Origin of the sequence: Herbaspirillum aquaticum, from assembly GCF_002213425.1 — a bacterium.
In the GTDB taxonomy this organism is placed as follows: Bacteria; Pseudomonadota; Gammaproteobacteria; order Burkholderiales; family Burkholderiaceae_D; genus Herbaspirillum; species Herbaspirillum aquaticum.
The window spans coordinates 59,830-85,613 of record NZ_NJGV01000002.1 but is presented as its reverse complement, the minus strand read 5'-3'; the positions used below and the strand labels follow the sequence as shown (position 1 = coordinate 85,613).

26 protein-coding genes, 3 tRNA genes and 1 riboswitch are annotated in these 25,784 nt (G+C 59.6%); of the genes, 6 read left to right on the top strand and 23 right to left on the bottom strand.

The genetic code is table 11. The features are described from left to right. Positions 1–42: 42 nt before the first annotated feature. The 3 genes from CEJ45_RS02755 to epsL all read right to left on the bottom strand — a co-directional run bounded on the left by CEJ45_RS02755 (position 43) and on the right by epsL (position 3,804). Positions 43–999: an EpsD family peptidyl-prolyl cis-trans isomerase gene (locus tag CEJ45_RS02755; RefSeq protein WP_158214886.1), complete on the bottom strand. Its 957-nt coding sequence runs from the start codon at positions 997–999 to the stop codon at positions 43–45. A 137-nt stretch (positions 1,000–1,136) separates the two neighbouring features. Next, positions 1,137–2,549 carry an undecaprenyl-phosphate glucose phosphotransferase gene (locus tag CEJ45_RS02750; RefSeq protein ID WP_088753704.1) on the bottom strand — a complete coding sequence of 471 codons (1,413 nt, stop codon included), beginning with the start codon at positions 2,547–2,549 and terminating at the stop codon, positions 1,137–1,139. Between the two features lie 7 nt (positions 2,550–2,556). Further along, a complete protein-coding gene (gene epsL, locus CEJ45_RS02745; RefSeq protein WP_241517266.1) occupies positions 2,557–3,804 on the bottom strand; it encodes an XrtB/PEP-CTERM-associated polysaccharide biosynthesis outer membrane protein EpsL in 1,248 nt (415 codons plus the stop codon). A gap of 236 nt (positions 3,805–4,040) precedes the next feature. Between epsL and CEJ45_RS02740 the strand changes: the two genes are divergently transcribed. Beyond that, the gene (locus tag CEJ45_RS02740; RefSeq protein ID WP_088753702.1) at positions 4,041–4,643 is read left to right on the top strand and encodes a phosphatase PAP2 family protein; all 603 of its coding nucleotides are present in this window, start codon (positions 4,041–4,043) and stop codon (positions 4,641–4,643) included. A gap of 8 nt (positions 4,644–4,651) precedes the next feature. Here the strand turns inward: CEJ45_RS02740 and CEJ45_RS02735 are convergent, their stop codons facing one another. The 16 genes from CEJ45_RS02735 to CEJ45_RS02660 all read right to left on the bottom strand — a co-directional run bounded on the left by CEJ45_RS02735 (position 4,652) and on the right by CEJ45_RS02660 (position 19,780). Continuing rightward, positions 4,652–5,707 carry a collagen-binding domain-containing protein gene (locus CEJ45_RS02735; protein ID WP_088753701.1) on the bottom strand — a complete coding sequence of 352 codons (1,056 nt, stop codon included), beginning with the start codon at positions 5,705–5,707 and terminating at the stop codon, positions 4,652–4,654. Positions 5,708–5,925: 218 nt separating this feature from the next. Beyond that, entirely contained in the window at positions 5,926–6,450 is a 525-nt protein-coding gene (locus CEJ45_RS02730; protein WP_088753700.1) for a GNAT family N-acetyltransferase, read from the bottom strand. A 124-nt stretch (positions 6,451–6,574) separates the two neighbouring features. After that, positions 6,575–6,976, bottom strand: a complete 402-nt coding sequence (locus CEJ45_RS02725) for a MerR family transcriptional regulator (RefSeq protein WP_088753699.1) — start codon at positions 6,974–6,976, stop codon at positions 6,575–6,577. A gap of 3 nt (positions 6,977–6,979) precedes the next feature. Next, on the bottom strand, positions 6,980–7,393 hold the full coding sequence (locus CEJ45_RS02720; protein ID WP_051057415.1) for an integration host factor subunit alpha: 414 nt from the start codon (positions 7,391–7,393) through the stop codon (positions 6,980–6,982). 64 nt (positions 7,394–7,457) lie between these two features. Then, positions 7,458–9,884, bottom strand: coding sequence for a phenylalanine--tRNA ligase subunit beta (gene pheT, locus CEJ45_RS02715; protein ID WP_088753698.1), 2,427 nt, complete (start codon positions 9,882–9,884; stop codon positions 7,458–7,460). 78 nt (positions 9,885–9,962) lie between these two features. Further along, the gene (gene pheS, locus CEJ45_RS02710) at positions 9,963–10,991 is read right to left on the bottom strand and encodes a phenylalanine--tRNA ligase subunit alpha (RefSeq protein ID WP_034331543.1); all 1,029 of its coding nucleotides are present in this window, start codon (positions 10,989–10,991) and stop codon (positions 9,963–9,965) included. 209 nt (positions 10,992–11,200) lie between these two features. Further along, positions 11,201–11,563, bottom strand: coding sequence for a 50S ribosomal protein L20 (gene rplT / locus CEJ45_RS02705; protein WP_006712690.1), 363 nt, complete (start codon positions 11,561–11,563; stop codon positions 11,201–11,203). Positions 11,564–11,588: 25 nt separating this feature from the next. Continuing rightward, positions 11,589–11,786 (bottom strand): 50S ribosomal protein L35, encoded by a 198-nt coding sequence (gene rpmI / locus CEJ45_RS02700; RefSeq protein WP_006712688.1) that lies wholly within the window; start codon positions 11,784–11,786, stop codon positions 11,589–11,591. Positions 11,787–12,099: 313 nt separating this feature from the next. Beyond that, the gene (gene infC / locus CEJ45_RS02695) at positions 12,100–12,621 is read right to left on the bottom strand and encodes a translation initiation factor IF-3 (RefSeq protein WP_088753697.1); all 522 of its coding nucleotides are present in this window, start codon (positions 12,619–12,621) and stop codon (positions 12,100–12,102) included. A gap of 73 nt (positions 12,622–12,694) precedes the next feature. After that, positions 12,695–14,602: a threonine--tRNA ligase gene (thrS, locus tag CEJ45_RS02690; RefSeq protein ID WP_088753696.1), complete on the bottom strand. Its 1,908-nt coding sequence runs from the start codon at positions 14,600–14,602 to the stop codon at positions 12,695–12,697. 478 nt (positions 14,603–15,080) lie between these two features. After that, the gene (locus tag CEJ45_RS02685) at positions 15,081–15,488 is read right to left on the bottom strand and encodes a response regulator (protein WP_088753695.1); all 408 of its coding nucleotides are present in this window, start codon (positions 15,486–15,488) and stop codon (positions 15,081–15,083) included. 336 nt (positions 15,489–15,824) lie between these two features. Then, positions 15,825–15,901 (bottom strand) — tRNA-Val (locus CEJ45_RS02680). A gap of 103 nt (positions 15,902–16,004) precedes the next feature. Beyond that, a tRNA-Val gene (locus CEJ45_RS02675) sits at positions 16,005–16,081 on the bottom strand. Positions 16,082–16,233: 152 nt separating this feature from the next. Continuing rightward, on the bottom strand, positions 16,234–18,486 hold the full coding sequence (locus CEJ45_RS02670; RefSeq protein WP_088753694.1) for a RelA/SpoT family protein: 2,253 nt from the start codon (positions 18,484–18,486) through the stop codon (positions 16,234–16,236). Between the two features lie 3 nt (positions 18,487–18,489). Continuing rightward, positions 18,490–18,840, bottom strand: a complete 351-nt coding sequence (locus tag CEJ45_RS02665) for a RidA family protein (RefSeq protein WP_088753693.1) — start codon at positions 18,838–18,840, stop codon at positions 18,490–18,492. A 73-nt stretch (positions 18,841–18,913) separates the two neighbouring features. Then, on the bottom strand, positions 18,914–19,780 hold the full coding sequence (locus tag CEJ45_RS02660; protein WP_088753692.1) for an alpha/beta fold hydrolase: 867 nt from the start codon (positions 19,778–19,780) through the stop codon (positions 18,914–18,916). Between the two features lie 16 nt (positions 19,781–19,796). Between CEJ45_RS02660 and CEJ45_RS02655 the strand changes: the two genes are divergently transcribed. The 4 genes from CEJ45_RS02655 to CEJ45_RS02640 all read left to right on the top strand — a co-directional run bounded on the left by CEJ45_RS02655 (position 19,797) and on the right by CEJ45_RS02640 (position 21,289). Then, positions 19,797–19,982 (top strand): hypothetical protein, encoded by a 186-nt coding sequence (locus CEJ45_RS02655; RefSeq protein ID WP_141106952.1) that lies wholly within the window; start codon positions 19,797–19,799, stop codon positions 19,980–19,982. Between the two features lie 106 nt (positions 19,983–20,088). Then, positions 20,089–20,175, top strand: a tRNA-Leu gene (locus CEJ45_RS02650). Between the two features lie 208 nt (positions 20,176–20,383). Beyond that, positions 20,384–20,650, top strand: a complete 267-nt coding sequence (locus CEJ45_RS02645; RefSeq protein WP_088753690.1) for a hypothetical protein — start codon at positions 20,384–20,386, stop codon at positions 20,648–20,650. A gap of 150 nt (positions 20,651–20,800) precedes the next feature. Next, positions 20,801–21,289: a hypothetical protein gene (locus CEJ45_RS02640; RefSeq protein WP_088753689.1), complete on the top strand. Its 489-nt coding sequence runs from the start codon at positions 20,801–20,803 to the stop codon at positions 21,287–21,289. A 103-nt stretch (positions 21,290–21,392) separates the two neighbouring features. Here the strand turns inward: CEJ45_RS02640 and CEJ45_RS02635 are convergent, their stop codons facing one another. After that, positions 21,393–21,566 (bottom strand): hypothetical protein, encoded by a 174-nt coding sequence (locus CEJ45_RS02635; RefSeq protein ID WP_227022621.1) that lies wholly within the window; start codon positions 21,564–21,566, stop codon positions 21,393–21,395. A 327-nt stretch (positions 21,567–21,893) separates the two neighbouring features. Between CEJ45_RS02635 and CEJ45_RS02630 the strand changes: the two genes are divergently transcribed. Beyond that, the gene (locus tag CEJ45_RS02630; protein ID WP_088753688.1) at positions 21,894–22,454 is read left to right on the top strand and encodes a DUF2242 domain-containing protein; all 561 of its coding nucleotides are present in this window, start codon (positions 21,894–21,896) and stop codon (positions 22,452–22,454) included. Positions 22,455–22,552: 98 nt separating this feature from the next. Here the strand turns inward: CEJ45_RS02630 and CEJ45_RS02625 are convergent, their stop codons facing one another. From CEJ45_RS02625 to ybaL, 3 genes are all read right to left on the bottom strand, one after another. After that, entirely contained in the window at positions 22,553–22,882 is a 330-nt protein-coding gene (locus CEJ45_RS02625) for a hypothetical protein (RefSeq protein WP_088753687.1), read from the bottom strand. 224 nt (positions 22,883–23,106) lie between these two features. Further along, complete coding sequence (locus CEJ45_RS02620) at positions 23,107–23,631, bottom strand: 6,7-dimethyl-8-ribityllumazine synthase (protein WP_088753686.1); 525 nt, start codon at positions 23,629–23,631, stop codon at positions 23,107–23,109. 85 nt (positions 23,632–23,716) lie between these two features. Then, positions 23,717–23,885: riboswitch (FMN riboswitch) on the bottom strand. Between the two features lie 100 nt (positions 23,886–23,985). Next, on the bottom strand, positions 23,986–25,626 hold the full coding sequence (ybaL, locus tag CEJ45_RS02615; RefSeq protein WP_088753685.1) for a YbaL family putative K(+) efflux transporter: 1,641 nt from the start codon (positions 25,624–25,626) through the stop codon (positions 23,986–23,988). Positions 25,627–25,784: the final 158 nt, after the last annotated feature.

The following is a 25,784-nucleotide window of genomic DNA, read 5'->3' as shown; positions in this document are numbered from 1 at the left end:
TCGTTCTGTCGGCCGAGCTGGCTCGACAGTCTTCAGTGCTGCTTACTTCAATCCGGCCACGCCACGCTTGATTTGTTCGTCATTGGCAGACGCGGAGGGCGCAGCCGCCTTTTCCTTGACGGGAGCCGCCTGATCTTGCTGGGCCTGCTCGGCGGTTTTGCGGATGGCTTCACCACGCGGCAGATATTCGATGCTGGCCGACTTCTTGAGGTAGTCAATCTGCGCGTTAACCAAGTCGTTGTACTTCTTGCTCACGAGCAGCTGGCGGATCTGGGGCGCCGCGGCGGGCAGGCTGACCGGCATCGGCTTGCTTTCCTTGATCGACATCAGCAAAGTCTGTTGCGGCTCTTTCACTACGAACAGGGTGCCAGGCTCCATGGCACGCAATGTGGCCGCCATCTGCGCAGGCAGCTCGGCGCTGAAGCGGGTCACGACTTCGCGCCGGTAGCTGATGCGCTGGCTGTTCAGATAGTTCGCCACATCCTCAAGGGTTGTCTTGCTCTGCATGAGCGTATCGATCTTGTCGTTCATGTCACCGGGCTGGATGACCAGTTCACTGAACTCATAATGGCGGCGCTGCGCGAACATGTCGGGCGCATCCTTGTAGCCTTGCGAGATCTCCTCGTCCGTCGGAGCGGAAGGCGGTGTTACCTTGCGGGTCACATAGGCCTGTGCCAAGATGGTATCGCGCGACTTCTGCAGGTCGGCCAGCACTGCCGGATCTTCGTCAAGTTTGTCTTTTTTGGCGGCATCGACCAGCAGTTGCCGGGTTACCAGTGCATCCAGCAGCACCGGCTGCGACACGCCGGGCGAGTTCTTCAGCTCGGCATTGAGCTGGTGCACGGTCAGCTCGGTGCCGTTGACCTTGACGAGCGACTGCCCCGACTCCTTGCCCTTCTCGCAGCCAGCCAGCGCCAGCGCAGCAGCTGCCAATACCAGGCCGCGGGTCAATACGGATTTACGGATCTGAATGTGCATTGTTCTTTGTTCTTGTTTCAAAAAATTCGTCAGCCAAGTCCTGGCGTCCGACAAGCCATTGGCTGCCAGTACGACACGAACACCCGCCCTGCTGCCACGAAATCCTGTCCGATGTTGTGGCCATTCTTTCTCGCCGGCCCGGGGGCCAGCCATCACAATCAATAGGCGTTATCACGCTTGAGTACGATGCGTACCGTCTGGAAGATAATCCAGAGATCAAACACCAGCGACCAGCGGCGCAGGTATTCGAGGTCGAATTCGATACGCGCCTTCATCTTGTCGAGCGTTTCAGTCTCTCCGCGCAAGCCATTGACCTGCGCCCAGCCCGTGATACCCGGCTTGACCTTGTGACGCAGCATGTAACCCTTGATTTGCTTGCGATAGAGCTCGTTGTGAGCCACCGCGTGCGGACGCGGGCCGACGATACTCATGCGCCCCTGCAGCACGTTGAAGAACTGGGGCAACTCGTCCAGCGAGGTCCTACGCAGGAAACCGCCGATACGGGTCAGTCGCATGTCGCCCTTGGTGGCCTGGGTAACGGCACCGCCGTCCTCCATCACGGTCATGGAGCGGAATTTGTAGACCACAATCTCCTCGCCATCCAACCCGTAGCGGCGCTGCTTGAAGATGACCGGACCGGGCGAGGTCGCCTTGACGCAGATGGCAATGACCAGCATCACCGGCAGCAGCAGCAACTGGATGATCGAGGCCAGCACAATATCGCTGACGCGCTTGACGAAGTTGTTCATCCCGGTGAAGGGCGTCTCGCAGATCGCCATCACTGCCATGCCGCCGACGTAGTCAAAGCGCGCCTGGATGAGATTGAAAATGTAGATGTCCGGGATGAAGTAGACCGAAGCCGTAGAATCCTGCAGCTCGTCGATCAACTGCAGCACGCGCGGCTGGGCAGAGATGGGCATGCTGATGTAGACCCGGTTGATTCCCTGCTCGCGGACATAGGCCGGCACATCGCTCATGCTGCCCAACAACGGCGTGAAAGTGCCCTTGGGTTGACGCGTCACCTCGCGATCATCGAAGAAGCCCACCAGGTTGATCATCAGCGCGGGATAGTCGGTCAGACGATCCGCCAGCTTCAGTGCCGTCGGATTGACGCCCACAATGATGGCCTTGTGTATATCACCCTTGGTGCGCAGATCATGCATGACGCGCAACTGCACATGCTGCGACACCATCAGGCCAATGGGCACGCCAATCACCCAGGGCAGAATCACGCGCGGGGAAAGTTGACCATAGAGCTCGCACACGTAGGTCAACGCAGCCAGGACCATTACCACCAACGCCCAGTCTATGAAAACAGCACTGATCAAGCGGGCGCTCTTGAGATTCTTGCGTACGCGCCGCTGATGCAGCTCCGCAAATACATACGAACTGATGAAAAGGGTCAGAATGGCCAGCACCCAATATTCGCCGTTGAACGGCTGGCGGACGATGCGGGTAATCAACCACAGGTAGCAGACAATCAAACCCGGCTCGACCACACGCTTGAACAGCATGGCCAAGGAATGCGGCTTGATATTGGCAAGGGGGAGATGATCTTGCATGGGATTCATGTGCGCATCAGAACTCATAGCGGGTGGTCAGTGCCACGCCGTTGGAGACGTAGCTGAAACTATCGATGTTCGACTGCAGGCTCTCCCGGAACACTGCCGCGATGAGAGAGAGGGAGGTGATTGGCATGTAGGTCAGACTCAGCGTCGCCTTTTCATAACGGTCTCGGCGGCCAGAGGGCGTCACACCAGCAATGATGGCTGCACCGTTGTAGTTGCGCTTCTCATAATCGAGATACCCGTCAAAACGCAGCTTAGCGGTGGACTGCCACGTAGCGCCCAGGCTGGCACCGTTAGTGAGTGCATAGTTGGCATCAAGGTCGCTGATTCCGCCGAGCTCTCGCCACAGGTTCACGTTGAACGCAGTTTTTCCCGTCGCATACCAGTCACCGATCAGCCTGGCATTGAAACCGTTGAAATTACCTTCACCTGCCATCTGGCGGGTACGCTGAACCCAGCCACCCAAGAATTGCAGACGGGTTTTGCCGCTGTAGAGCCACAAAACCTTCGCCTTGACTTCATCTTGAGTGAAGGAATTGTTGATGGTGGCACCGTTGACCACAGTCGACGCAGGGTAATCACCACTCGTGTGACGCAACTGAATACCAGCTACGCTCCCACTGCGCACGGTGTAATCCAACCCTACTTCGGACACGTCCTGGGTAAAGTTATTGACTTGTTGAGACACCAGACTGTAGCCCTGATCAAAGCGCGTAAACTGAGCACGCAAGGTCCAGTCGGGATGCATCCGCAGGGCTGCAGTAGCGTATTCACTTTTCTGCGTGCGGATGTTTTTCTGGAACACCCGAAAGTTCTGGAACGGGGTCAGGGCCTGGCTATTCTGGAAACCGATATCGCCAGTCAGGTAATGTCCAGCCACCCAACTCCAGCTACCCTTGACATCACGCCCGTTGTTGTCGAATTGTTTGAAATGATCAAACCGGCTCTGATTTGCACTCGCATCCAGACGGAAGCGCTGCCGGCTGATCTGCTTGTCGATGCGCAGACCACCAACGGCGGTGCGATAGCTATCCGACATCTTGGCGTCACCAAACAAATTTTGCGCAGCTGCAGCATCCCTCAAGCGCAGGACGTTGTCATCGTAAGTCAACGAATATTGCGCGTAAGGTGTAACCACCTGGCCATCCGAAGACGATGGCATGGGCGCTATTTGCGCGCATGCTGAACTGGTGGCCAGCAATGCGGTGATTCCCAAGGCGCAGCGGGCAGAAAAGTATGAATTAAGCTGCGACATCATTCGTTCTACCCATCGGCCTTTCTTATTATAAATGTACTAACAAATGAATTTTCTTTCAGGAAATGCTGCACCACAACAGAACAAAAATTCAGGCACAATCATGCATCATTTTTGATATTTAGGCAAAAAATTATCTCTCTGATTATTGTGTTTCGGAAATTTTCGTGGTATCAGAATTTCCCGGCAGAAATAGTCAAGCAGACAACTCTGACAGTGCATGTAGGAAAACAGGAAATATGTGGAATTTCGTGACTTTTTTTGGCGACAGCAGCTTCACAGTCCCTGCCGCCCTGCTGCTTGTCGTATGGCTTTGCTACAACACCTCGTGGCGGATGGCCTTCATTTGGGCCTCGTGCTACTGCCTCACGATGCTTGCCGTAGTGCTCAGCAAGCTACTGTTCATGGGGTGGCAGATTGCTCCACCCGGCCTCAATTTCACTGGCATGAGCGGACATAGCGCATCAGCCATGGCATTGCTGCCGGTAGCAGCCTTGCTGCTCACGCCGGCACAGGGAACACTGCGCACTTGCTGCGTCAGCGCGGCCATCCTGCTGGCGCTGGCGGTAGGCTACTCGCGTCTGCCGCTGGGAGCACATTCCCCCTCGGAAATTGTGACCGGGCTGACCATCGGTTTGACAGGCGCAGGCTTGTTCATCATATGGCTGCTGCGTCGTCCACCGGCAGTGCCCTTGCGCCGCCGCGGCGTCGCCGCATTGCTGCTGCTGGGACTGTTTTTCGCGACCGACTTCAAGCCAGCACCGACCCAGGATCTGCTTGGACAGGTGGCGCAGGTGCTATCGGGTCGCGCACAGCCTTATACACGGCTGGCGCCACTCTGAGGCAAACATCAACCGCGACCCTGCTTCCTCTTGCGGCGTACCGCCATGACCCCGAGCAGGCCCAAGCCAGCCATCATGCTGGCATAGGTACTAGGTTCAGGCACAGCCGCAATATTGGCGGTGAAGGCCTGCTGATGAATCTCCGCATTCTGCGTCAAGCTGCTGACGAAGACGCCGCCTTCGATGTTCTGGTTGTTGGTCAGACTGGCGTGCGTCGCCAGAATGGAGCCGCCAAACTGGTTGTTGATGGTGAGGCTGGTGGCGTTATAGAAATTCCAGACGATGGAACCACCCAGCGACTGGGCCTGGCCACCCAGGAAGTTGGCACCGATGACGGCGGAACTCACGCTGGAATTGATGATGATGGTACTGGCACCATTGGCCGCAAACGAAAACTCGCCCGCCGAGAAAACCGACGCACTGGTGGCGTTGCTCAGGTCGAATACCGCTACACCCTTGCTGTTGGCCACGGCATTGAACGTCGCCTTGTTGCCCACGACGGACACCGTGCTGTTGGCTACCGCGCCCTTGAGCGTATTGGACAAGGTGGACAGGGTGTTGCCGAAATTGGTCGAAGCAGCTGCTGATGCATTGGACTGGATCAGTGCACTCGGGGTCGATAAACGGGGACCATTGAAGTTGGTCCCGCTACTGCCACCCGCCACATAGGACGCGCCATTCAGGTTGCTGTTGCCGACCGCTCCGCCGATGTAGCTCGAGCCGCTGTTGACGATGGAATTGGTCAACGATCCACCGATATACGAACCCAATCCGTTGACGTGCACATTGTTGGCGCTGCCCATGACGGTCAATCCGGCATAGTCGGAACCCGGCGTGCTGCCCACATGCTGCACGTAGTCGCCGCCGTTGGCCGAGCCCCCGATCCAGGCGCGACCGTCCACGTGGGAGTTGGAGTTGACGTTACCCAGCGTGATCAGGTTGAACTGACTGAGCGCCTCGGCGCCAGTGAGCGGCGTGGTCGCCGCGTGCGCATCGGTCAAAGCGAAGGTAAAAATGGGAAGGACCGCGACACTGCACAATACCGACTTCGAAAACCGCGACATGAATCGTTACCTCTATAACGGATGCCGCCTGTTGGTGTCGTACTAGGAGGCTGGACTGAACGATGGCGTTACACCGACGCAAATCTACACAAATAGTTGTAAATTTTTTATTAATTTTAATGCAACTATTGTTATTTGATCAAGACCAAAGTGCAATTGCGCTTACGTGATATTTTTGCAACATGTGTCGCGATCGCCATCCTGCCCAACAGCGGTAATCACCATGTGAGATTCTTCGTCATGTAGAGGGCGTCGTCGCCATAGCTCGCCAGGCATGCTCTGCCTTGCACCGACACCTGGGCATTCTCCAGGAAGCCCGCCGCCTGCCAATAGCCATTGGACGCGTGAACAGCGACCAAGGCAGCCTTGGACAAGCCATGGGCCTGACAAAGTTCAGCGAGCACGTCCACAAGACGGCGGCCGAGACCGGAACCGCGCGCTGCAGGCAGCAGCGCCACATCATGCAGATGCAGGCAATCGGCCGCCGGGTCCAGATGCCGCAGCAAAGTATTGAGGGCGGGCGGAAAACCTTGGCGCGCCGGATGCATGAAGGCATAGCCGATCACCTCTTCCTCGCTCTCCCCTTCCTCACGCACGGCGATGAGGCATCCGGGTGCAAACAGCGTAAGGCGCTCAGCGAAGACCTCTTCAGCTTCGAAATAACCGACATGAACTTGTTCGGCAATCGCCATCACGCGCGGCAGATCATCGGCCCGCATGGGGCGCCATTGGTAACACATCATGATTAGTCCCCGGCCTGCCAGTGTGCCGGCATGGCCCTGAAATGAACACGCCACACGGCGGCCATCAAGACCGGCGTGTGGCGCCAAGAATATGCATCAGAGAAATCGGCCTAGCCTGTTGGACTCAGGCAGCTGCTCCCGGCTTGAGTGTTTCCAGCACGGCTTGCAACTCCGCGCGCAGCGCATCGATGGCCGCTTCATCCAGGCTGATGACGGGGCGCTGCGGTTCTTGCGGCTGCTCGGCCTCGTGCGTGCCATCAAGCTTGTTGCGGGCACCACTGATAGTGAAGCCTTGTTCATACAGCAGTTCACGGATACGGCGGATCAGCAGCACTTCGTGGTGCTGGTAATAACGCCGGTTGCCACGGCGCTTCACAGGTTTCAGCTGGGTGAATTCCTGTTCCCAGTAGCGCAACACGTGCGGCTTCACACCGCACAGTTCGCTGACCTCGCCTATCGTGAAATAACGCTTGGCCGGGATGGGCGGCAAGACGATGGCCGCAGGTTTGTTGACACGATCGTTCATAAATTAGACGGACATTTCAACGGCGTCACCGCTGGAGAGTTCCACCATTTCCTTCAATTTCTGACTGGCGTGGAAGGTCACGACGCGGCGCGCGGTGATGGGGATTTCCTCGCCAGTCTTGGGATTGCGGCCAGGCCGTTGCGGCTTGTCGCGCAGCTGGAAATTACCGAAGCCGGACAGCTTGACGGCCTCGCCACGTTCGAGAGCGTTGCGGATCTCGTCGAAGAAGGTTTCCACCATGTCCTTTGCTTCGCGCTTGTTCAGACCGACCTGCTCGAACAAAAGTTCGGCCAGCTCGGCCTTGGTCAGCGTCGGCAGGTTCTTGTCGGCCTGCGAACGTGCCTGGGATTCCAGTACGGCACGATGCAGGTCGGCGTCCAGCACGGATTGAAATTCGTTCGAATTCACGTTGTTCATGGCGATGAATGACTGGGCCTCAACCGATTCCGGTCTGTAATTATTTTCGCTCTCGGACATCACATCAGGCACGCAACCTGGCGCCGAGCTTGGCGCTCGCCGCGGCCACCAGTGCATTCACCGCAAGGTCAACCTTGTCATCCTGAAGGGTGTTTTGAGTATCTTGCAAGGTGCAGCGGAACGCAAGGCTTTTTTCGTCCGCTTCCAGCCCCTTGCCTTGATATTCATCAAATAAAACAAGGGCTTGCAAGATGCCGCAATCCGGATTGGCCTGCTTTTCAGCGGCAAATACGTCCAGCAATTGCTGGGCACCGACCGACTGTTTCACCACCAGCGCGATGTCGCGGCTGACCGCCGGGAACTTGGAAATTTCCGAGTAGGACGGCAGGTCACGCTGCTGCAGCGCCTCGGCATCCACTTCGAAGACCACGGGCGCCAGCGGCAGGTCGTACTTCTGCTGCCACTTGGGATGCAGTTCACCGATCACGCCGACCACCTTCTCACCCAGCAGTACGTGCGCAGTGCGTCCCGGATGCAGAGCCGGATGTTCGGCCTTGACGAAACGCAGCGCGCGCGGCGCGAACAGTGCTTCCAGGTCGGCCTTGACGTCGAAGTAGTCGACGTTGCGGGTCGGCTGGCCCCACTGCTCGTCGGCCACCGGACCATAGGCCAGCGCAGCCACGCGCTTGGGCTGCTCGAAACCGGCGACAGCCAGCGGACCATCGCTGATGGCGGCGTTCTTGTGGAACACGGCACCCGCTTCGAAGACGCGGATACGCGCCGCCTTGCGGTTGACGTTGTAGCGTGCATTGGCGACCAGGCCGGCGATGAGCGACGAACGCATCACGCTCATCTGGCTGGCGATCGGATTCAACAGCTTGATGGGATCGGTGTTGCCGGCGAAGTCGGCTTCCCAGGCGCTTTCCACGAAGCTGAAGTTGACCACTTCCTGGTAGTCCTGATCGGCCAGCAGGCGACGGATGGCGAACAGCGAACGCGTGTTCTCCGGCGCGATGCGCATGGCATTGGCGGCCACCGGCGGCAGCGCCGGAATGTTCTCGAAACCGTAGACGCGCGCGACTTCCTCGATCAGGTCTTCCTCAATCTCGATGTCGAAGCGATAGGACGGCGGGGTCACCGAGAACAGGCCAGGCTGGTAGTCGAACGTCAGGCCAAGGCGCTTGAAGATGTCCGAGACCATCTCGTCAGTGATCTCCACGCCGATCACCTTGGCCGCGCGTGCGGTGCGCAGGGAAACCGGTTCGCGCTTGGGCAGGTTGACGATCTGGTCGTCTACCGGGCCCACGCGGGTATCGGGCGTGCCGCAGATTTCCAGCAGCAGCGCCGTGATGCGCTCGATGTGATCGACCACGGTGGCGAAGTCCACGCCTCGCTCGAAACGATGCGCGGCATCGGTCGAGAAGTTGTAGCGGCGGGCACGACCCTGGATCGCCTGCGGGAACCAGAACGCGGCTTCCAGGTAGATGTTGGTGGTGTCCAGCGAGACCGCAGTGGCGTCGCCACCCATGATGCCGGCCAGGGATTCGATTTCCTTGTCGTCGGAGATCACGCCGACCCACTCATCGACTTCCACGGTATTGCCGTTGAGGAGCTTCAGGGATTCACCCTTGCGGCCCCAGCGCACGTCCAGGCCGCCATGGATCTTGTCGAGATCGAACACGTGCGAGGGACGACCCAGTTCCAGCATCACGTAATTGGAGATATCGACCAGCGCCGAGATCGGCCGCTGTCCGCTGCGCTCCAGGCGCTGCTTCATCCACTGCGGGGTGGCGGCCTTGGCGTTGAGGCCACGGATCACGCGACCGGCAAAACGGCCGCACAGCTCGGGCGCGGAAATGCGCACCGGCAGCTTCTCATCCAGATTGACGGCGGCAGCCTGATAGACCGGCGCCTTCAGGGGCGTACCGGTCAGGGCCGACACTTCCCGTGCCACGCCCAGCACCGACAGGCAATCCGCCTTGTTGGGGGTCAGCTTGATGGTGAACTTCAGGTCGTTCAGTTGCAGGTAGTCGCGGAAATTCTGGCCGACCGGTGCATCGTCGGGCAGCTCCAGCAGGCCACCATGATCTTCCGACAGCTTCAGTTCGCGGGCCGAGCACAGCATGCCCTGCGACTCCACGCCGCGCAGCTTGCCGACCTTGATCTCGAAAGGCTTGCCATCGGCACCCGGCGGCAGCACGGCGCCGACCATGGCGCAAGGCACCTTGAGACCAGGGCGCACATTGGGCGCGCCGCAGACGATGTTGAGGATGGTGCCGGTATGAACATTGACGCGGCATACGTTCAGGCGGTCCGCATCCGGGTGCTTGGAGACTTCCAGCACTTCGCCCACCACCACGTTGGTGAAGGGAGGCGCAACCGGTTCGACTTCCTCGACTTCCAGGCCGGACATGGTCAGCAGGTGCGACAGTTCATCCGAGGTCATGGTCGGGTTGACCATGGTACGCAGCCAGTTTTCAGAGAATTGCATGATTCAGACTTTCAGCTATCGGCTATGAGCTATGAGCCGGAGGCACGCCGCGACAGCGCGGCGCCCTGCGTGATCGAATTAATTGAATTGCTTCAGGAAGCGCAGGTCGCCTTCGTAGAACAGGCGCAGGTCGTTGATCCCGTAGCGCAGCATGGTCAGGCGCTCCAGGCCCGAGCCGAACGCGAAACCGATGTACTGCTCAGGGTCCAGGCCCATGTTGCGCACCACCGTCGGGTGCACCTGGCCAGCGCCGGAGACTTCCAGCCAGCGCCCCTTCAGGGGACCGCTGCCGAAGGCGATGTCGATCTCGGCCGAAGGTTCGGTGAAGGGGAAATACGAGGGACGGAAGCGCACCTGCAGGTCGTCGGTCTCGAAGAAGGCCTTGACGAAGTTGAGGTACACGCCCTTGAGGTCGGCGAAGCTGATGTCCTCGGCGATCCACAGGCCTTCGACCTGGTGGAACATCGGCGAATGGGTGGCATCGCTGTCGACGCGATAGGTGCGGCCCGGTGCGATGACCTTGATGGGCGGCTTGTTCATGCGGGCGTAGCGCACCTGCATCGGGCTGGTGTGGGTACGCAGCAGCAGCGGCTTGCCCTGGGTGTCGTTGCCTTCGATGTAGAAGGTGTCCTGCATCGAGCGCGCCGGGTGGTTCTCGGGGCTGTTCAATGCGGTGAAATTGGTCCAGTCGGTCTCGATCTCGGGACCGTCGGCGACATCAAAACCGATGGAGCGGAAGATTTCCTCGACGCGCTGCCACGAGCGCATCACGGGGTGGATGCCGCCCACGCCACGGCCACGGCCCGGCAAGGTGACATCGATGGCTTCCGCATTCAGGCGCGCCTGCATCTGGGCATTGGCCAGTGCATCGCGACGTGCGGTCAGCGCGGTTTCGATCTGCTCTTTGGCGACGTTGATGATCGCCCCTTGTACCTTGCGCTCTTCCGGCGCCAGCTTGCCCAGTCCCTTCATCTGCTCGGTGATCTGACCGGTCTTGCCGAGGTACTTGGCCTTGGCGTTTTCCAGTGCGGCGGCGTCGGGCGCGGCGGCGAAATCAGCCTGCGCCTGCGTGACCAGTTGGCCCAGGAGTTGGTCTAGGGGATTCATGCGGTAAGTCTCGCTCCAATCGAAAATCCGACGACGAAGTCGAAAAGAAGGGATTCACGGAAGGTGAATCAAAAAAATCCACGAAACCGTGGATCAAAAACATACGGGGCATCGGTGTATCACCTCTGCCCCGCAGGATTTTGCAGCGCCGGCTGCTCGTCTGACTTGCGTCCGATGTTGCGGCCGGCTACCGCAAACACGCTGTCGATTTAGGCGGCAGCGATGTTGGCCTTCACCTGGTTGACGATGGCAGCGAAAGCAGCCTTGTCGGTGACAGCCATATCGGCCAGGACCTTACGATCCAGTTCGATCGCAGCCTTCTTCAGGCCGTTCATGAACACGCTGTAGGTCACGCCGTGCGAACGCGCAGCGGCGTTGATACGGGCGATCCACAGTGCGCGGAACACGCGCTTCTTGTTACGACGGTCACGGTACGCGTACTGGCCAGCGCGCATGACTGCTTGCTTGGCGATACGGTAGACGTTTTTACGACGGCCGCGGTAACCCTTGGCGAGTGCGAGGACTTTCTTGTGGCGGGCACGTGCTGTTACCCCACGTTTGACTCTAGGCATAGTAGCTCCTTAGTGTATGGTGAGGTTAAGCGAACGGCAGCATCGCGCGAACGGAATTCAGGTTCGTCTCATGGACGCCCTCGGTACCGCGCAGTTGACGCTTGTTCTTGGTGGTCTTCTTGGTCAGGATGTGACGCTTGAAGGCTTGACCGCGCTTGACGGTACCGCCCGGGCGGACGCGAAAACGCTTCTTCGCGCTGCTCTTCGATTTCATCTTAGGCATAGCAACTCTGTCCTTTCGGACAGCTCCATTTTTTGATGATTGCAGGTGGCAGCACGCTCGCTGCTCTTGGATGCCTGCTCTCACTTATTTGACAGCGGGTGAACCCGCTGCTTTTGCCTGGCGCTTTACCTGCGCCCTGCAAATCCTTTGTCGGCCCTACACTGCCGCCACCGCCTGGATTGCCCTGGCTGCTGCGGCATGGACGACACCGGAGGGATGTCGTCCTGATACGGCTAGACTGAAACTACGACGTGCAATCCGGAAAACCGAAAAAAATATAAACGTTATGAACGATCGAAACGATCCAAACGATTTATTTCTTTTTCTTGGGCGCCAGCACCATGATCATCTGGCGACCTTCCATCTTGGGAAACTGCTCGACCTGGCCATACGGCTCCAGGTCAGCCTTCAGGCGCTCCAGCACGCGCATGCCGATTTCCTGGTGAGCCATTTCACGACCGCGGAAACGCAGCGTGATCTTGGTCTTGTCACCGTCTTCCAGGAACTTGGTCAGGTTGCGCAGCTTGATGTTGTAATCGCCATCATCGGTACCCGGGCGGAACTTGACTTCCTTGACCTGGATGACCTTCTGCTTGAGCTTGGCCTCGTGTGCCTTCTTCTGCTCCTGGTACTTGAACTTGCCGTAGTCCATCAGACGGCAAACCGGAGGTTGCGCAGTGGGCGCAATCTCGACCAGATCGACTTCAGCCTCTTCGGAAAGCCGTAAGGCTTCGGCCAGGCTGACGATGCCCAGAGGCTCGTTATCGACACCCGAAAGGCGCACTTCCGGCGCAGTGATCTCGCGATTGAGGCGATGCGACTTGTCAGTAGCTATTGCAGTTTCCTTTTAAAATCCAATGAATTAAGCCGTGCTCTTGCGCTGGGAGGAAGCCCTAGGCTTCCCCGTCTCAGGCTTTGGCGGCCACCTCATCCTTGAGGCGTTCCACCAAGGTGTCGATGGACATCACGCCCAGATCGACATTGCCCCGCGCTCGCACGGCCACAGTGTTGGCATCCCGTTCTTTATCGCCGGCAACCAAGATGTAGGGCGGCTTCTGAATGGAATGCTGCCGTATTTTATAGGTAATCTTCTCGTTGCGCAAATCGGTCTCAACCCTAAACCCTTGTTTTTTCAGCGTTTGTGCAACGTTCTGCACATAATCGGCCTGCGCATCGGAAATATTCAGGATGACAACTTGCGTTGGCGCCAGCCACAAGGGCATGGCACCGGCGTGGTTTTCGATCAGGATGGCGATGAAGCGCTCCAGCGAACCGACGATGGCCCGGTGCAACATCACGGGCACCTTGCGGTTGTTGTCTTCCGTTACATATTCAGCACCCAGGCGCGCCGGCATGGAGAAGTCCACCTGCATGGTGCCGCACTGCCAGGAACGGCCGATGGAATCCTTCAGGTGGTATTCGATCTTCGGGCCATAGAAAGCACCCTCACCCGGCAGCTCTTCCCATTCCGAACCGGAGGCGCGGATGGCTTCGCGCAGGGCGTTTTCGGCCTTGTCCCAGACCTCTTCTGCGCCGATGCGCTTTTCCGGGCGCAGGGCCAGCTTCACGGCCACTTCCTTGAAACCGAAGCAGTCATAAACCTCACGCACCACGCGGTTGAAGGCCGCCACTTCTTCCTGGATCTGGTCTTCGGTACAGAAGATGTGACCATCATCCTGGGTGAAGCCGCGCACGCGCATCATGCCGTGCAGCGCGCCCGAGGGCTCGTTGCGGTGGCACTGGCCGAATTCGCCATAACGCAGCGGCAGGTCGCGGTAGCTGTGCAGACCGGAATTGAAGATCTGGATGTGGCCCGGGCAGTTCATCGGCTTCAAGGCATAGGCACGGTTTTCCGACTCGGTCGTGAACATGTTTTCACGATAGTTTTCCCAGTGACCGGTCTTTTCCCACAGCGAACGATCCAGAATCTGCGGTGCCTTCACTTCCTGATAACCGTTGTCCTGATACACGCGGCGCATGTACTGCTCCACCTGCTGCCAGATGGTCCAGCCCTTGGGATGCCAGAAGATCAGGCCCGGGGCCTCGTCCTGGAAGTGGAACAGGTCCAGCGCGCGGCCCAGCTTGCGGTGGTCGCGCTTTTCAGCCTCTTCCAGCATGTGCAGGTAGGCTTCCTGGTCTTCCTTCTTGGCCCAGGCGGTACCGTAGACACGCTGCAGCATCTCGTTATTGGAATCGCCACGCCAGTAGGCACCGGCCAGCTTCATCAGCTTGAACACCTTCAGCTTGCCGGTAGACGGCACGTGCGGGCCGCGGCACAGGTCGGTGAAACTGCCTTCGGTGTAGAGCGACACGTCTTCATTCTGCGGGATGGAGGCAATGATCTCGGCCTTGTAGGCTTCGCCGATGGACTTGAAATAAGCCACGGCTTCGTCACGCGGCAGCACCTTGCGGGTGACCGGCTCATCCTTCTTGGCCAGCTCGGCCATCTTCTTCTCGATGGCTTGCAGGTCTTCAGGGGTGAAGGGACGCTTGTACGAGAAGTCGTAATAGAAACCGTTGTCGATGACCGGACCGATGGTCACTTGCGCCTCAGGGAACAGCTCCTTGACCGCGTAGGCCAACAAGTGGGCGGTGGAGTGGCGAATCACTTCCAGGCCGTCCGGATCCTTGTCGGTGATGATGGCCAGGTCGGCGTCCTTATCGATCAGATAAGAGGTATCGACCAGCTTGCCATCGACGCGGCCAGCCAGCGCCGCCTTGGCCAGGCCGGTGCCGATGTTGGCGGCGACCTGCGCCACCGTGACCGGATTGTCGAACTGGCGTTGCGAACCATCGGGAAGACGAACTGAAACCATTGTGCACTCCATGTCGGCAGCTTTGCTGCCTTGCCTGTTGAGGGTAATGTCGAAAAGAAGGACGAAAAAAAAACGCGGACCAGCCGCGCTTTTTCAAAGGACGAAAAAGAACCCGACTAGCGTCGCGTGAAAACCTCGGTGGTAGTTCGCGGTGTCATAACCGGTGTGCCTTTCTCGCTCTTACAGATGAGGGGATGAATACTGGAGGCCGCTGCCAGCAAGGGCAGATCAGGCCATGGCCGCGCATTATAGCAAACTTTGCACGAACATCGGCACCGCTCCCGCATGACACCGCCGGAACCGCCGTCACCAGGGCCTTGCAGGTCGGTGCGACCGGCCGGAAACAGCGATGAAAAGCAGACTCCTTCTTTTTCACCCACCCGAAACTGAAGCTTGACCCCCAAAAGCAAAACGGCATCCAAGGATGCCGTCTTTATGCCCGGGACCAGCTGCACCCCAGTCCGGATACAGCAGCCGATTACGCGGCGGCCATCGTAGCGCGCCGCGCCAGGATCTTTTCGATCTTTTCCTTCAGGGTAGCTGCCGTAAAGGGCTTGACGATATAACCATCCGCGCCCGACTGCGCCGCCATGACAATGTTTTCCTTCTTGGCTTCGGCCGTGATCATCAGTACCGGCAGGTGCGCCAGAGAAGGCGTGGCACGGATTTTCTTGAGCAGCGTCAGCCCATCCATGCCCGGCATGTTCCAGTCGGTCAGCACAAAGGTCACCGGCAAGGCGCCCGCCTCCAGGATCTTCAGTGCCGAAGAACCGTCGTCGGCCTCCACCATCTTGGTGTATTCGAGCTCCTTGAGCAGGCCGCTGACAATGCGACGCATCGTCGAAAAGTCATCAACCACGAGGAAATACTGATCATCTGCTGCCATAGGGAAATTCGCTGAACCGTGAAAATGAGGATTGGAGATGTTGTTGCCGAAAAAATTCGACGCAAGTGTAAAGCATTTTGAGATGCTTCCGCGAAACATCTGGCGTATTCCGTCACGAAACGCGTTTTTTTACACCCGCCATTGACCCTTCGCAAAACCACGCGCGCAGCCAGGATGAGCACCGCGTCAGCGGCAGTCAGAACAGGAGGAAGATGAAAAAAAGTGAAAGAAAAGGGAGGCAGAAAAACAAAAAGGAAGCCGCCAATGCGCTTCCTTTTGTTGAATTCTGCAGATTTCTTCAACCAACCCTTTCGCCCCATCAGGAAGCAAATGAATTGGTAGGCACGATTGGACTCGAACCAACGACCCCTACCATGTCAAGGTAGTGCTCTAACCAGCTGAGCTACGCGCCTATCGAAACTGCAAGAACTTGATAAAACAAAAAAGGAAGCCGAGAACGCGCCTCCTTTTGTTTGCTTCGCCCAACCCAGCCATCCCGAACGGAACCGGAAGAATTGGTAGGCACGATTGGACTCGAACCAACGACCCCTACCATGTCAAGGTAGTGCTCTAACCAGCTGAGCTACGCGCCTAACGAAGAAGCGAGAGTATAGGAGGCTTTTCAAAATTTGCCAAGGGGTAAATGATGAAAAATTAAAAATAGTTAGCGTATTTCGCCAAGTATCCAGCCTCCCTCCCCTCTTGCTTGCTGCTCCTGCCTTACCTGCTGCCCAAGTCCAGTCGGCTATTGCCGCTTGGCCTCGATCACGCCCTTGACCTCGCGAATCACAGTGAGTGCTTTCTGCAATTGCTCGGTTGAGCCGATCTCGGCCGTAAAGGCCATGCGCGCATGCCCCTTCACGCTTTGCGTGCTCACCCCGATCACGTTGATCTTGTCGCGCAGGAAGATATCGGAGATATCCCGCAGCAAGCCCTGGCGATCGCTGGCCAGCACGAAGATATCGACCGGATACACGGTATCGCGTGCCGGCGCACCCCAGGTGGTCTGGATCACCCGTTCCGGCGCATGCGAGCTCATCTCGGCGAAATTCTTGCAGTTGACCCGATGAATGGAGACACCCTTGCCACGCGTGACAAACCCGGCGATCACATCGGGCGGCGCCGGCTTGCAGCAGCGCGCCAGCTGGGTGAGCAGACCGTCCGTACCGACCACCAGCACGCCCGACTTGGCCCCCTGCACGATGCTCGATGCACGGCTCTTGCGGGTGATGAGGGCTTCGTCATCGATCTCGGGCTTCTTTTCCTCACCCTCGTGCAGCGCCTGTTCCACGTGCCGCAGGCTGAATTCTTCCTTGGCCAGCGACAGGCATAGGTCATCGACCTTGTCGAAGCCCAGCTTCTGGGCCAGCTCTTCGAGGTTGACGGCAGTCTTGCCCTCGCGCTGCAGGGTCTTTTCCAGCAGGCCACGGCCCACGGAAAGCGTCTCCTGCTGCTCTATGGCATTGAACCAGGCGCGAATCTTGGAGCGTGTCCGCGAGCTGGCCGCGTAGCCCGCCCCCAGCCAATCGCGCGACGGCCCCACACCGGCCCCACTCTTGGCCGTGATGATCTCCACGGTCTGGCCGTTCTTGAGCGTGGTATTGAGCGGCACCATCACGCCATCGACCCGTGCCCCACGGCAGCGGTGGCCGACGTCGCTGTGCAGGTGATAAGCGAAGTCGATCGGCGTGGCGCCGCTGGGCAATTCGATCACGCGGGCCTGGGGCGTGAGCACATAGATGCGTTCGTCCAGGGTGGCCGATTTGAGCTTTTGAACCCAGTCGCGGCGCACTTCTTCCTGGTCCACCACGGCGTCGGTGACTTCGTTCTTCCAGGCCAGCAGCTGACGCAGCCAGGCAATCTTCTCGTCATACTTCTGCGCCGAGAAATTGGAGCCGCCACTTTCCTTGTAGCGCCAGTGCGCCGCCACGCCGTATTCGGCGAAGTGATGCATCTCGTGCGTGCGGATCTGCACTTCCAGCGCCCGGCCATCTTCAGCCATGACCACCGTGTGCAGGGACTGGTAACCGTTCTGCTTGGGGCGCGAAATGTAGTCGTCGAACTCCTCGGGAATCGGCGTCCAGATATCGTGCACGATGCCCAGCACCGCATAACACGTCTTCACATCATCGACGATGACACGGAAGGCGCGCACATCGTAAAGCTCGGAGAAATCGATGGACTTGCCGCGCATCTTGTTCCAGATGCTGTAGATGTGCTTGGGGCGGCCACTGACCTCGGCGCGGATATCCTGCGCCGCCATCTCGGTGCGCAGGCGCGTGATCGCATTGGCCACGAAGGCTTCGCGCTCCAGCCGCTTTTCTTCCAGCATCTTGGCGATGCGCTTGTAGGTCACCGGCTCCAGGAAGCGGAAGGACAGGTCTTCCAGTTCCCACTTCAGTTGCCAGATGCCCAGACGATTGGCCAGCGGCGCATAGAGATCGAAGGTCTGGCGGGCATACTGCGCGCTGGCTTCGTTCTCCTGCTTGGTCTCGGCGAAGTAGCGCAGCGTGGCCACGCGCGAAGCCAGCCGCACCAGCACCGCGCGCATGTCGGTGGCCATGGCCAGCAGCATCTTGCGCAGGGTTTCGACCTGGGCCGCAGCCTGCTGGGCGGCATTCTTGCCGCGCAGGACTTCCTGGTTCTGGGGCTGGAAGCTCAGGCTGTGAAAGCGCATCAGCTGGCGCACATTGCCCACCAGCTCGGCAATTTCCTTGCCGAAGCGTTCTTCGAGCTTTTCTTCCAGCTCGGGATAGAGCATCTGGGCCTCGAAGGCCAGTCCGGCAATGCGGGTGGCGGCATCGACATTGAGGGCAGTGAGCACGGTGGCCACCGACACCGCGAATTGCAGTGCATTCTGCCCGGACAGGATCTGCCTGTCGGCATACAGCGGTTCGAGTTCGGCCACGGCCTGCTCGACCCGTGCGACATCGTCAGGACCAAGTCCGGCGGTTATGGCCGCCAGGCCTTCGCCCTGGGTGCTTGCTACCGAAACCATAGATTACTTCTGTGCAGCGACGATGATGATTTCCACCAGCAGTTCGGGACGGGCCAGCTTGGCTTCAACGGTAGCGCGTGGGGGCGCATTGCCGGGGGCGACCCACTCGTCCCAGACGGCATTCATGCCAGCAAAATCCTTCACATCGGACAGGAAGATCTGGCACGACAGGATCTTGGTCTTGTCGCTGCCGGCTTCGCCCAGCAGGCGGTCGATATGACCCAGCACTTCGCGGGTCTGGCCTTCGATGTTCTGGGTGGCGTCTTCGGCGATCTGGCCGGCCAGGTAGACGGTACCGTTGTGAATGGCGACCTCGGAGAGACGCTTGCCGACGTGCAGACGTTGTACGGACATGAAATTTCCTTCCTAGTAAAACCCGGCGGCAATGCGCGCCGGTAATGAAAAACGCAATCGGATCGCCGGGCGCTCAGCCCAGCAGGAACTGGCGCGCCACCTCGATCTGCGGGGCATGCATGAAAGTGGGAGCGTGGCCCACGTCGGGCAGTTCCACCAGTTTGGCCTTGGGGCCGCGACGGGTCATTTCCTGTGCCACTTCCGGCAGCAGCAGGTCGGATTGTGCCCCGCGCACCACCAGGGTCGGACAGCGGATGGCATCATAGGCTGCCCACAGCATCTGCTCGGCCGCGCTGGCGGCTTCCGGCGTGGTCAGCTTGAAGGGGACGGCCAGGCCCAGGTCGTAATGGCGCACCCACTTGCCCTCTTCGTTCTGGCGCAGCACGTCCTTGGCCAGCTTGTGCCATTCTTCATCGCTGTGCTGACCGAAACTGACGGAAATGGTACGGATGAACTGGGCCGCTTCCTCGAAGGTGTCGAAGCGCACGTCCTGGCCGATGTAGTCACCGATGCGCGCCAGGGCGGCACCGTTGATGGAGGGGCCGATATCGTTGAGCACCAGGCGGCGGATCGGGTTGCCCGGCAGCGAGGCCAGTCCCATGCCGATCAGGCCGCCCATGGAGGTGCCGAACCAGTCGACAATCTCGGCATCGGCGCGAGCCAGCAGGGTCACCATGTCGCTCACGTATTGCGGCACCGTATAGAACTGCGCATTGGCCAGGCGGCCGGAACGGCCGCGTCCGACCACGTCGGGGCAGATCACCCGATAGGTGTCGCAGAGCTCGCGGGCCATGCGGTCGAAATCGTCGGAGACCCGCGTGACGCCGTGCACGCACACCAGCACATTGGGATTGCGTGCATCGCCCCACTCCTTGTAAGCCATGGTGTGCAGGCCGGCGGGTGAAATGCACTGCACTGTCTTGACTACCGCTTCAGTCATGGTGAGGGCTTTCCAGATGAAAGAAGTCGTCATTCTACCCTTTCAAGACAGCTTGTCGGCCGGAAATGGCACCCTGGAACAGGAGGGAATGCTGTCTGTCGACGGCAAACGGGGCAGCAGGCGTGCCCGCCTCCGCCCACAAGAAAAATTCGGGAATTTCCGCAGGAAAAAACAAATGATGCGGCGCAAGTCGCTGCTATAATGCGTCCCTTTTCCGGCGGCCCTCGCCGGCATCGCGGCAGCAAAGGCGATGACCAAGACAGTCCGGCCAGCGCACCAGCGTGCGGCATGGCGGCAGCTGCAAGACCGGGGGTATGGTGAAATTGGTAGACACAAGGGACTTAAAATCCCTCGGCCGCAAGGCCGTGTCGGTTCGATTCCGACTACCCCCACCACCAGTGTTCTCAGGAACACAAGACAGCCATCTCTAGCAATTGCCGCCATCGAATTGGGCGCAATCCTTTCCGTCAACGCGCTAGAAAACGAATCAGTTTCCTTCCGGAAATTTCGATAACATACGCAGTTATTTCCCATTGCCGCGCTTAGCCAGCAAGAAAAGTTGCACCCCACGGCTTGACGCGCCCTCAATATGACTGCCCAGCCATGATGACTACCCAAGAGGCCGCCCGATCGGGCAGCATGCCCCTTCCCGATGAGAATGTCCTGCACGCCGATGGCGCTCAAGCGCCGGTTCCGTCGTCCCCGCCTATCAGAGAACGTCCTGCAGTGGTCACCATCTTCGCCTACGCCCTGCTCATCGGCGCTGGCACGTCCTCGTGCTTGCTGGTGCTCTACGGCAAAAGCTACCTGGCGGCCTTGGCGCAGCCAGACGCCTCGTTGTATCTGAAAGTGTTTTGGGCGAGTTGCTGATATCAAGTTCTCGTTCCACCCTTGCAAGCCTATGCCTTGCTCAAGGCGAAGCGGTGGGCCCGACCTTTGCTACTCCTGGGCCCCGTGTTAGCGCTGGTCCTTTGGTTTTCCGCTCCCCCCTCGTTGAGAGTTGCGGTTAGCGCACAGCTGTTGAACATCTTCATCTTTGTCTACGCGCTCTACCTGCTGACGCGCGCGCCGTCCAATCGGTATTTTCGCGAAGGCTTGCCAGTACCGGCGACACTACCGTGGACGGTGCGTCTGCGACGCAAGAGTCGCAGCATCCTCTATGTCCTGACTGCCATCTATCTAGTCTGGACCTTCAACGCACTGATACTGGGTCTGCCCCGCATCTACCCCGCAACCTACCAGCGTGACAAATTGGGATTCATCGCCTTGCCCATCCTGCTGCTGGCAGAAATACTGGGTGGCCCGAGCGGCGCCATCAAGCGGCTCTTCAACCTGTGTGCAAGCTTCGCTTGGCTGGTCGCCCCCACCGCCTTCGCCGTTTTCATGAGTTCCCCTGGCCGGCTGACGCAGACCCACTCGCAACTGGTCAATTGGGCCTTCGGACTGAGCATCGCGACAGCAGCGCTGTTCTATCTGAAGCGACGCGCTGAGAAAGGCAAGGCAAGTTAGGAAACCACAGGAAACGCGGCAGCAGAAGCGCTGCGTTCAGACCAGATGAGGCGGGCGGAAAGCCCTGCCTTTGAGGGTGCAAGCATGGCGAATGCGAAAGGGCTCAGCGCTTGAGCAACTCCAGCGCATCCTCCGCCACACTGCGCAGGTTGGTGATGGTGGCGTTGAGGTCCGCCAGTTCGGCCGGAGTGGGCGGCTGGTCCATGCCGTTCTTGACCAGCGAGGCCTTGATGATCGTTGCGGCCATCTGCCACGCAGCCTTATTGTGTGCGTCCACCAGTTCCTTCTGGATGCGCTCCAATTCCGCTTTCTGATTTTTGTCCATGTTCCTTGACGAGGCCGTTTGCGAATGTGCCCGGCTTGCCCGGCAAATTCATGATCGTCCCGATGGAAGACCACTCCCTTGAATCTCCTAACATTACTTTCAGTCAGGCAATTCGACAAGTGATTTTACCTTCATGTCGACTGCCTGCGCGCGTCTTCATTCCTGTTCTCATCAGCTGATACGCCATCTGTTACGGATCTTTACCATCCGCCCAAACTCTGAGCTTCGTGAATCCTTTACAATTCAGGCCACTTCTCATTGTTGCCGGAGATCCGCCGCATGCCGCGCCCGCGTTTTTCTATTCCACTGCTGCTCGTCACCGCCGCCAGCCTCGGCCTGACTGCTTGTACTACTGGCAAGACCGCCTTCTATCACCAAGAGGAATTCAGCGATACCAGCGCCTTCTCGCGCAGCTTCCCCGGCAGCGAAAAAGCCGTCTGCGAAGCCGCACGCCGTGCGCTGCTGGGCCAGGGCTACGTGATCAACAAGTCCACCGACAACACTCTGGACGGCAACAAGAGCTTCCAGCCGGCCAGCGACAAGCACATGGAAATCGCCTTCCATGTCGTGTGCGCCTCCAACGGCAACGGCAAGAGCTCGACCATGTTCGCCAGCGCCACCCAGGATGGCTACGGCATCAAGAAGAGCAACAGCTCGGCCAGCCTGGGCGTGAGCGTCCTGGGATCGGTGTCGATGCCCTTTGCCGCCAGCGATGATTCGATGGTGCGCGTGTCCAGCGAAACCATCCGCTCGCCGGACTTCTACGATCGCTTCTTCGGCGCGGCCGAACGCTACCTGCTGGTCGACGTCGATGACGACACCGCACCCGCGAAGAAATAAGCCTTGCCCGGGTTCAGCCGGGCACGATGGCTGAGCGTTGCATGAACGAAAAAATGGCGGCCCTCAAGCCGCCATTTTTCTTGCCTGCTGCCCGGGGATCAACGACCCCAGTAGCCGTAGCCCGGGGGCGGCGGCGGACGATGCCAGTGACGGTGATGGCCACGATGGTACTCACGCTCCACATACACCGGGGCCGGTGCGTAATAAACCGGTGCCGGACGCACGTAGACCGGTGCCGGGCGCACATACACCGGCGGTGGCGCATACACGGGGGCCGGCTGCACGTACACAGGCTGCGGAGCCACGTAAGCAGGCACGCCGATGTTGACGCCGATGGACACATGTCCGGCCATGGCCGGTGCTGCGGACAGACCGGCAACGGCAGCAAAGACAGCCATGCCGGCAATCAGGGAAATCGACTTTTTCACGATAGCTCCTCGTTGTTCTGAATGACGTAGCGTGACTATATCCCCCCGAACCTGACAACTCTAGGCGAAAGCCGTAAGGGTTGTAAGCAAATGCTTCACAAATGTTAAGCGCAATGTGAAGCTAAATTTGGCCACTTCCGCACCCGGCGGGCGATTCCGACGAATCCCCCGCAATCGCTGCTTCAACCGCCTGCATCAGTAGCGCAGGCGGCCGGGGCCAAGCCTCAGGCCGCGTTCAGGCTGCGCTGCGCAGCATCGGCTGCGCGCACTTCCGCCAGCTTGGCCACCGTGGTAGCGCAAGCGTGCGCGGCTTCACGTCCCTTGACCAGGAAATGCTGGTGGAAGTAATCGTGGTGTTCGCTGTGGGAGTGGAAATGATGCGGGGTCAGCACGGCCGAGAAGACCGGCACTTCGGTTTCCAGCTGCACCTGCATGAGCGCCGAGATGACCGATTGCGCCACGAAGTCATGGCGATAGATGCCGCCATCGACCACCAGGCCACTGGCCACGATGCCGGCGTACTTGCCGGTCTTGGCCAGGACCTTGGCGTGCAGGGGGATTTCGAAGGCGCCCGGCAGTTCGAAGAAATCGATGCTGGAGGCCGGCCAGCCCAGCTTGGCCATCTCCTCGGTGAAGGCGATGCGGCACTGGTCGACGATGTCCTTGTGCCAGCTGGCCTGGACGAAGGCGATGCGTTGGGCGTGGTGGGAAGGTACGGCAGAGAGATGCGATTGATGCGATTGCGACATGGTTCAGGACTCCTGTTCGATGAATAAACAGGGCGTGGGAATGCGCGGCCGCGCGCGCCGCCAAAAAGCGGCACGACACCGGACATCCCGTTCTCTTTCATCCGGACTGTGACCGTCGGCCCCGGAATCACACCAGGTCTGCTGACCCCGGCTCGTCATGGCGACAGGCCGGGCGCTCGCGGGCTACACGCAACACCGCCAGGTGCCGCCTGATTACCGCCGGTGGGGAGTTTCACCCCGCCCCGAGAACTTGTTGCCGCGCAGCGGACCTGTGGTCCGCCACGACAGCAGCCGGGACTTTAGCACGTGAAGAAAAATGCTGCAGGCGCGCAGGGCAAAACATCCCAACCCGCTTCAGGCACCCTGCCCCACCGACTCCAGCATGCCGCGCGCAATCTCGCGCTCGCCCATGATGACGCGCTGGGCACCATGCTTTTCCAGGTGCTCGATCTCGGCATCGGAATGGGCGCGCGCCACGACCTTCAGCCCGGCATTGAGCTCCAGTGCATTTTCGATCACCTGCCCGGCTTCGAAGACTTCCGGAATCGCCACCAGCAGCCAGCGTGCGCGCTCAACAGCAGCCGCTTTGAGCAGTTCGCTCTGGGCCGCATTGCCATACAGCGCCGGCACGCCATCCTGGCGCAACGCCTCCAGATGCTCGCGCTGCGCCTCGATCACCACGAAAGGCCTGCCCTGCGCACGCAACTGCTCGCCGATACCCCGGCCGACACGGCCATAGCCGACCAGCACCACGTGATCCTGCAGGTCCACCGTGGGCGGCACGTCCTGCACGTCTGCAGGCTCGGCGTGACGCGCTTCGTAGCGATCCAGCAGGGAGAACAGCAAGGGGTTGATCAGGATCGACAGGATGGCACCGCCCAGGATCAGGTCGCGCGCCATCGGCGAGAGCAGGTCCAGCGACAGGCCGAGTGTGGCCAGGATGAAAGAAAATTCACCAATCTGCGCCAGGCTGGCGGAAATGGTGAGCGCCGTCGAATTCGGGTGACCGAATGCGCGCACGATCAGCCAGGCCGCCAGCGACTTGCCGACCACGATAATGAGCACGGTCGCCAGCACCAGCAGCGGTTCGCGCACCAGGATCGATGGGTCGAACAGCATGCCCACCGAAACGAAGAAGAGCACCGAGAAGGCATCGCGCAGCGGCAGCGACTCTTCGGCGGCACGATGGCTCAGTTCGGATTCGGACAGGATCATGCCGGCAAAGAAAGCCCCCAGCGCGAAGGACACCCCGAACACATAGGCCGACCCCAGCGCAAAGCCCAGCGCGATGGCCAGTACGGCCAGGCGGAACAACTCACGCGAGCCGGTATCGGCGATGCGCTCCAGGATCCAGGGGATGACGCGGCGCCCGACGATGAGCATCACCGCCACGAAGGCCACCACCTTGCCCAGCGTCAGGCCCAGGGTCAGCAGCACGGCATTGCCCGAGAGCGCCTCGCCCTTGCCACCGAGGATGCCGGAGAGCGCAGGAATGAGCACCAGCGCCAGCACCATGGCGATGTCCTCGACGATGAGCCAGCCCACGGCGATGCGGCCGCGCTGGGTCTCCACCAAGCGGCGTTCCTGCAGCGCCTTGAGCAACACGACAGTACTGGCTACCGACAGCGCCAGGCCGAACAGGAAGCCCTCCCCGACAGGCCAGCCCAGCAGCCAGCCCAGGCCCATGCCGAGCAAGGTGGCGATGGCGATCTGCGCCACTGCGCCTGGAATGGCGATGTTCTTGACCGACAACAGGTCCTTCAGCGAAAAGTGCAGACCGACGCCAAACATCAGCAGGATCACCCCGATCTCGGCCAGCTCCTGGGCCAGGTCGGCGTCGCCCACGAAGCCGGGCGTGAACGGGCCGATGGCGATACCGGCCACCAGGTAGCCGATCAGCGGCGGCATTTTCAGGCGATGGGCCAGGGTCCCGAAGATGAAGGCCAGGACCAGGCCGGCGACAATGGTGGCGATCAGGGGAGTGTGATGGGGCATCAGTCAGGGTTCCTTTCTAAGGTGGATGAATTTGTCGGAGATGACTGTGACACTGGCGGCCGGACGGCTTCGTGCCTGCGCGCGAAACGCGGGAACGAAGCGTCACAAAGACTAACACGCGCGTGAATACGCGGGCATGACAGCCACGCAGGTGCCGC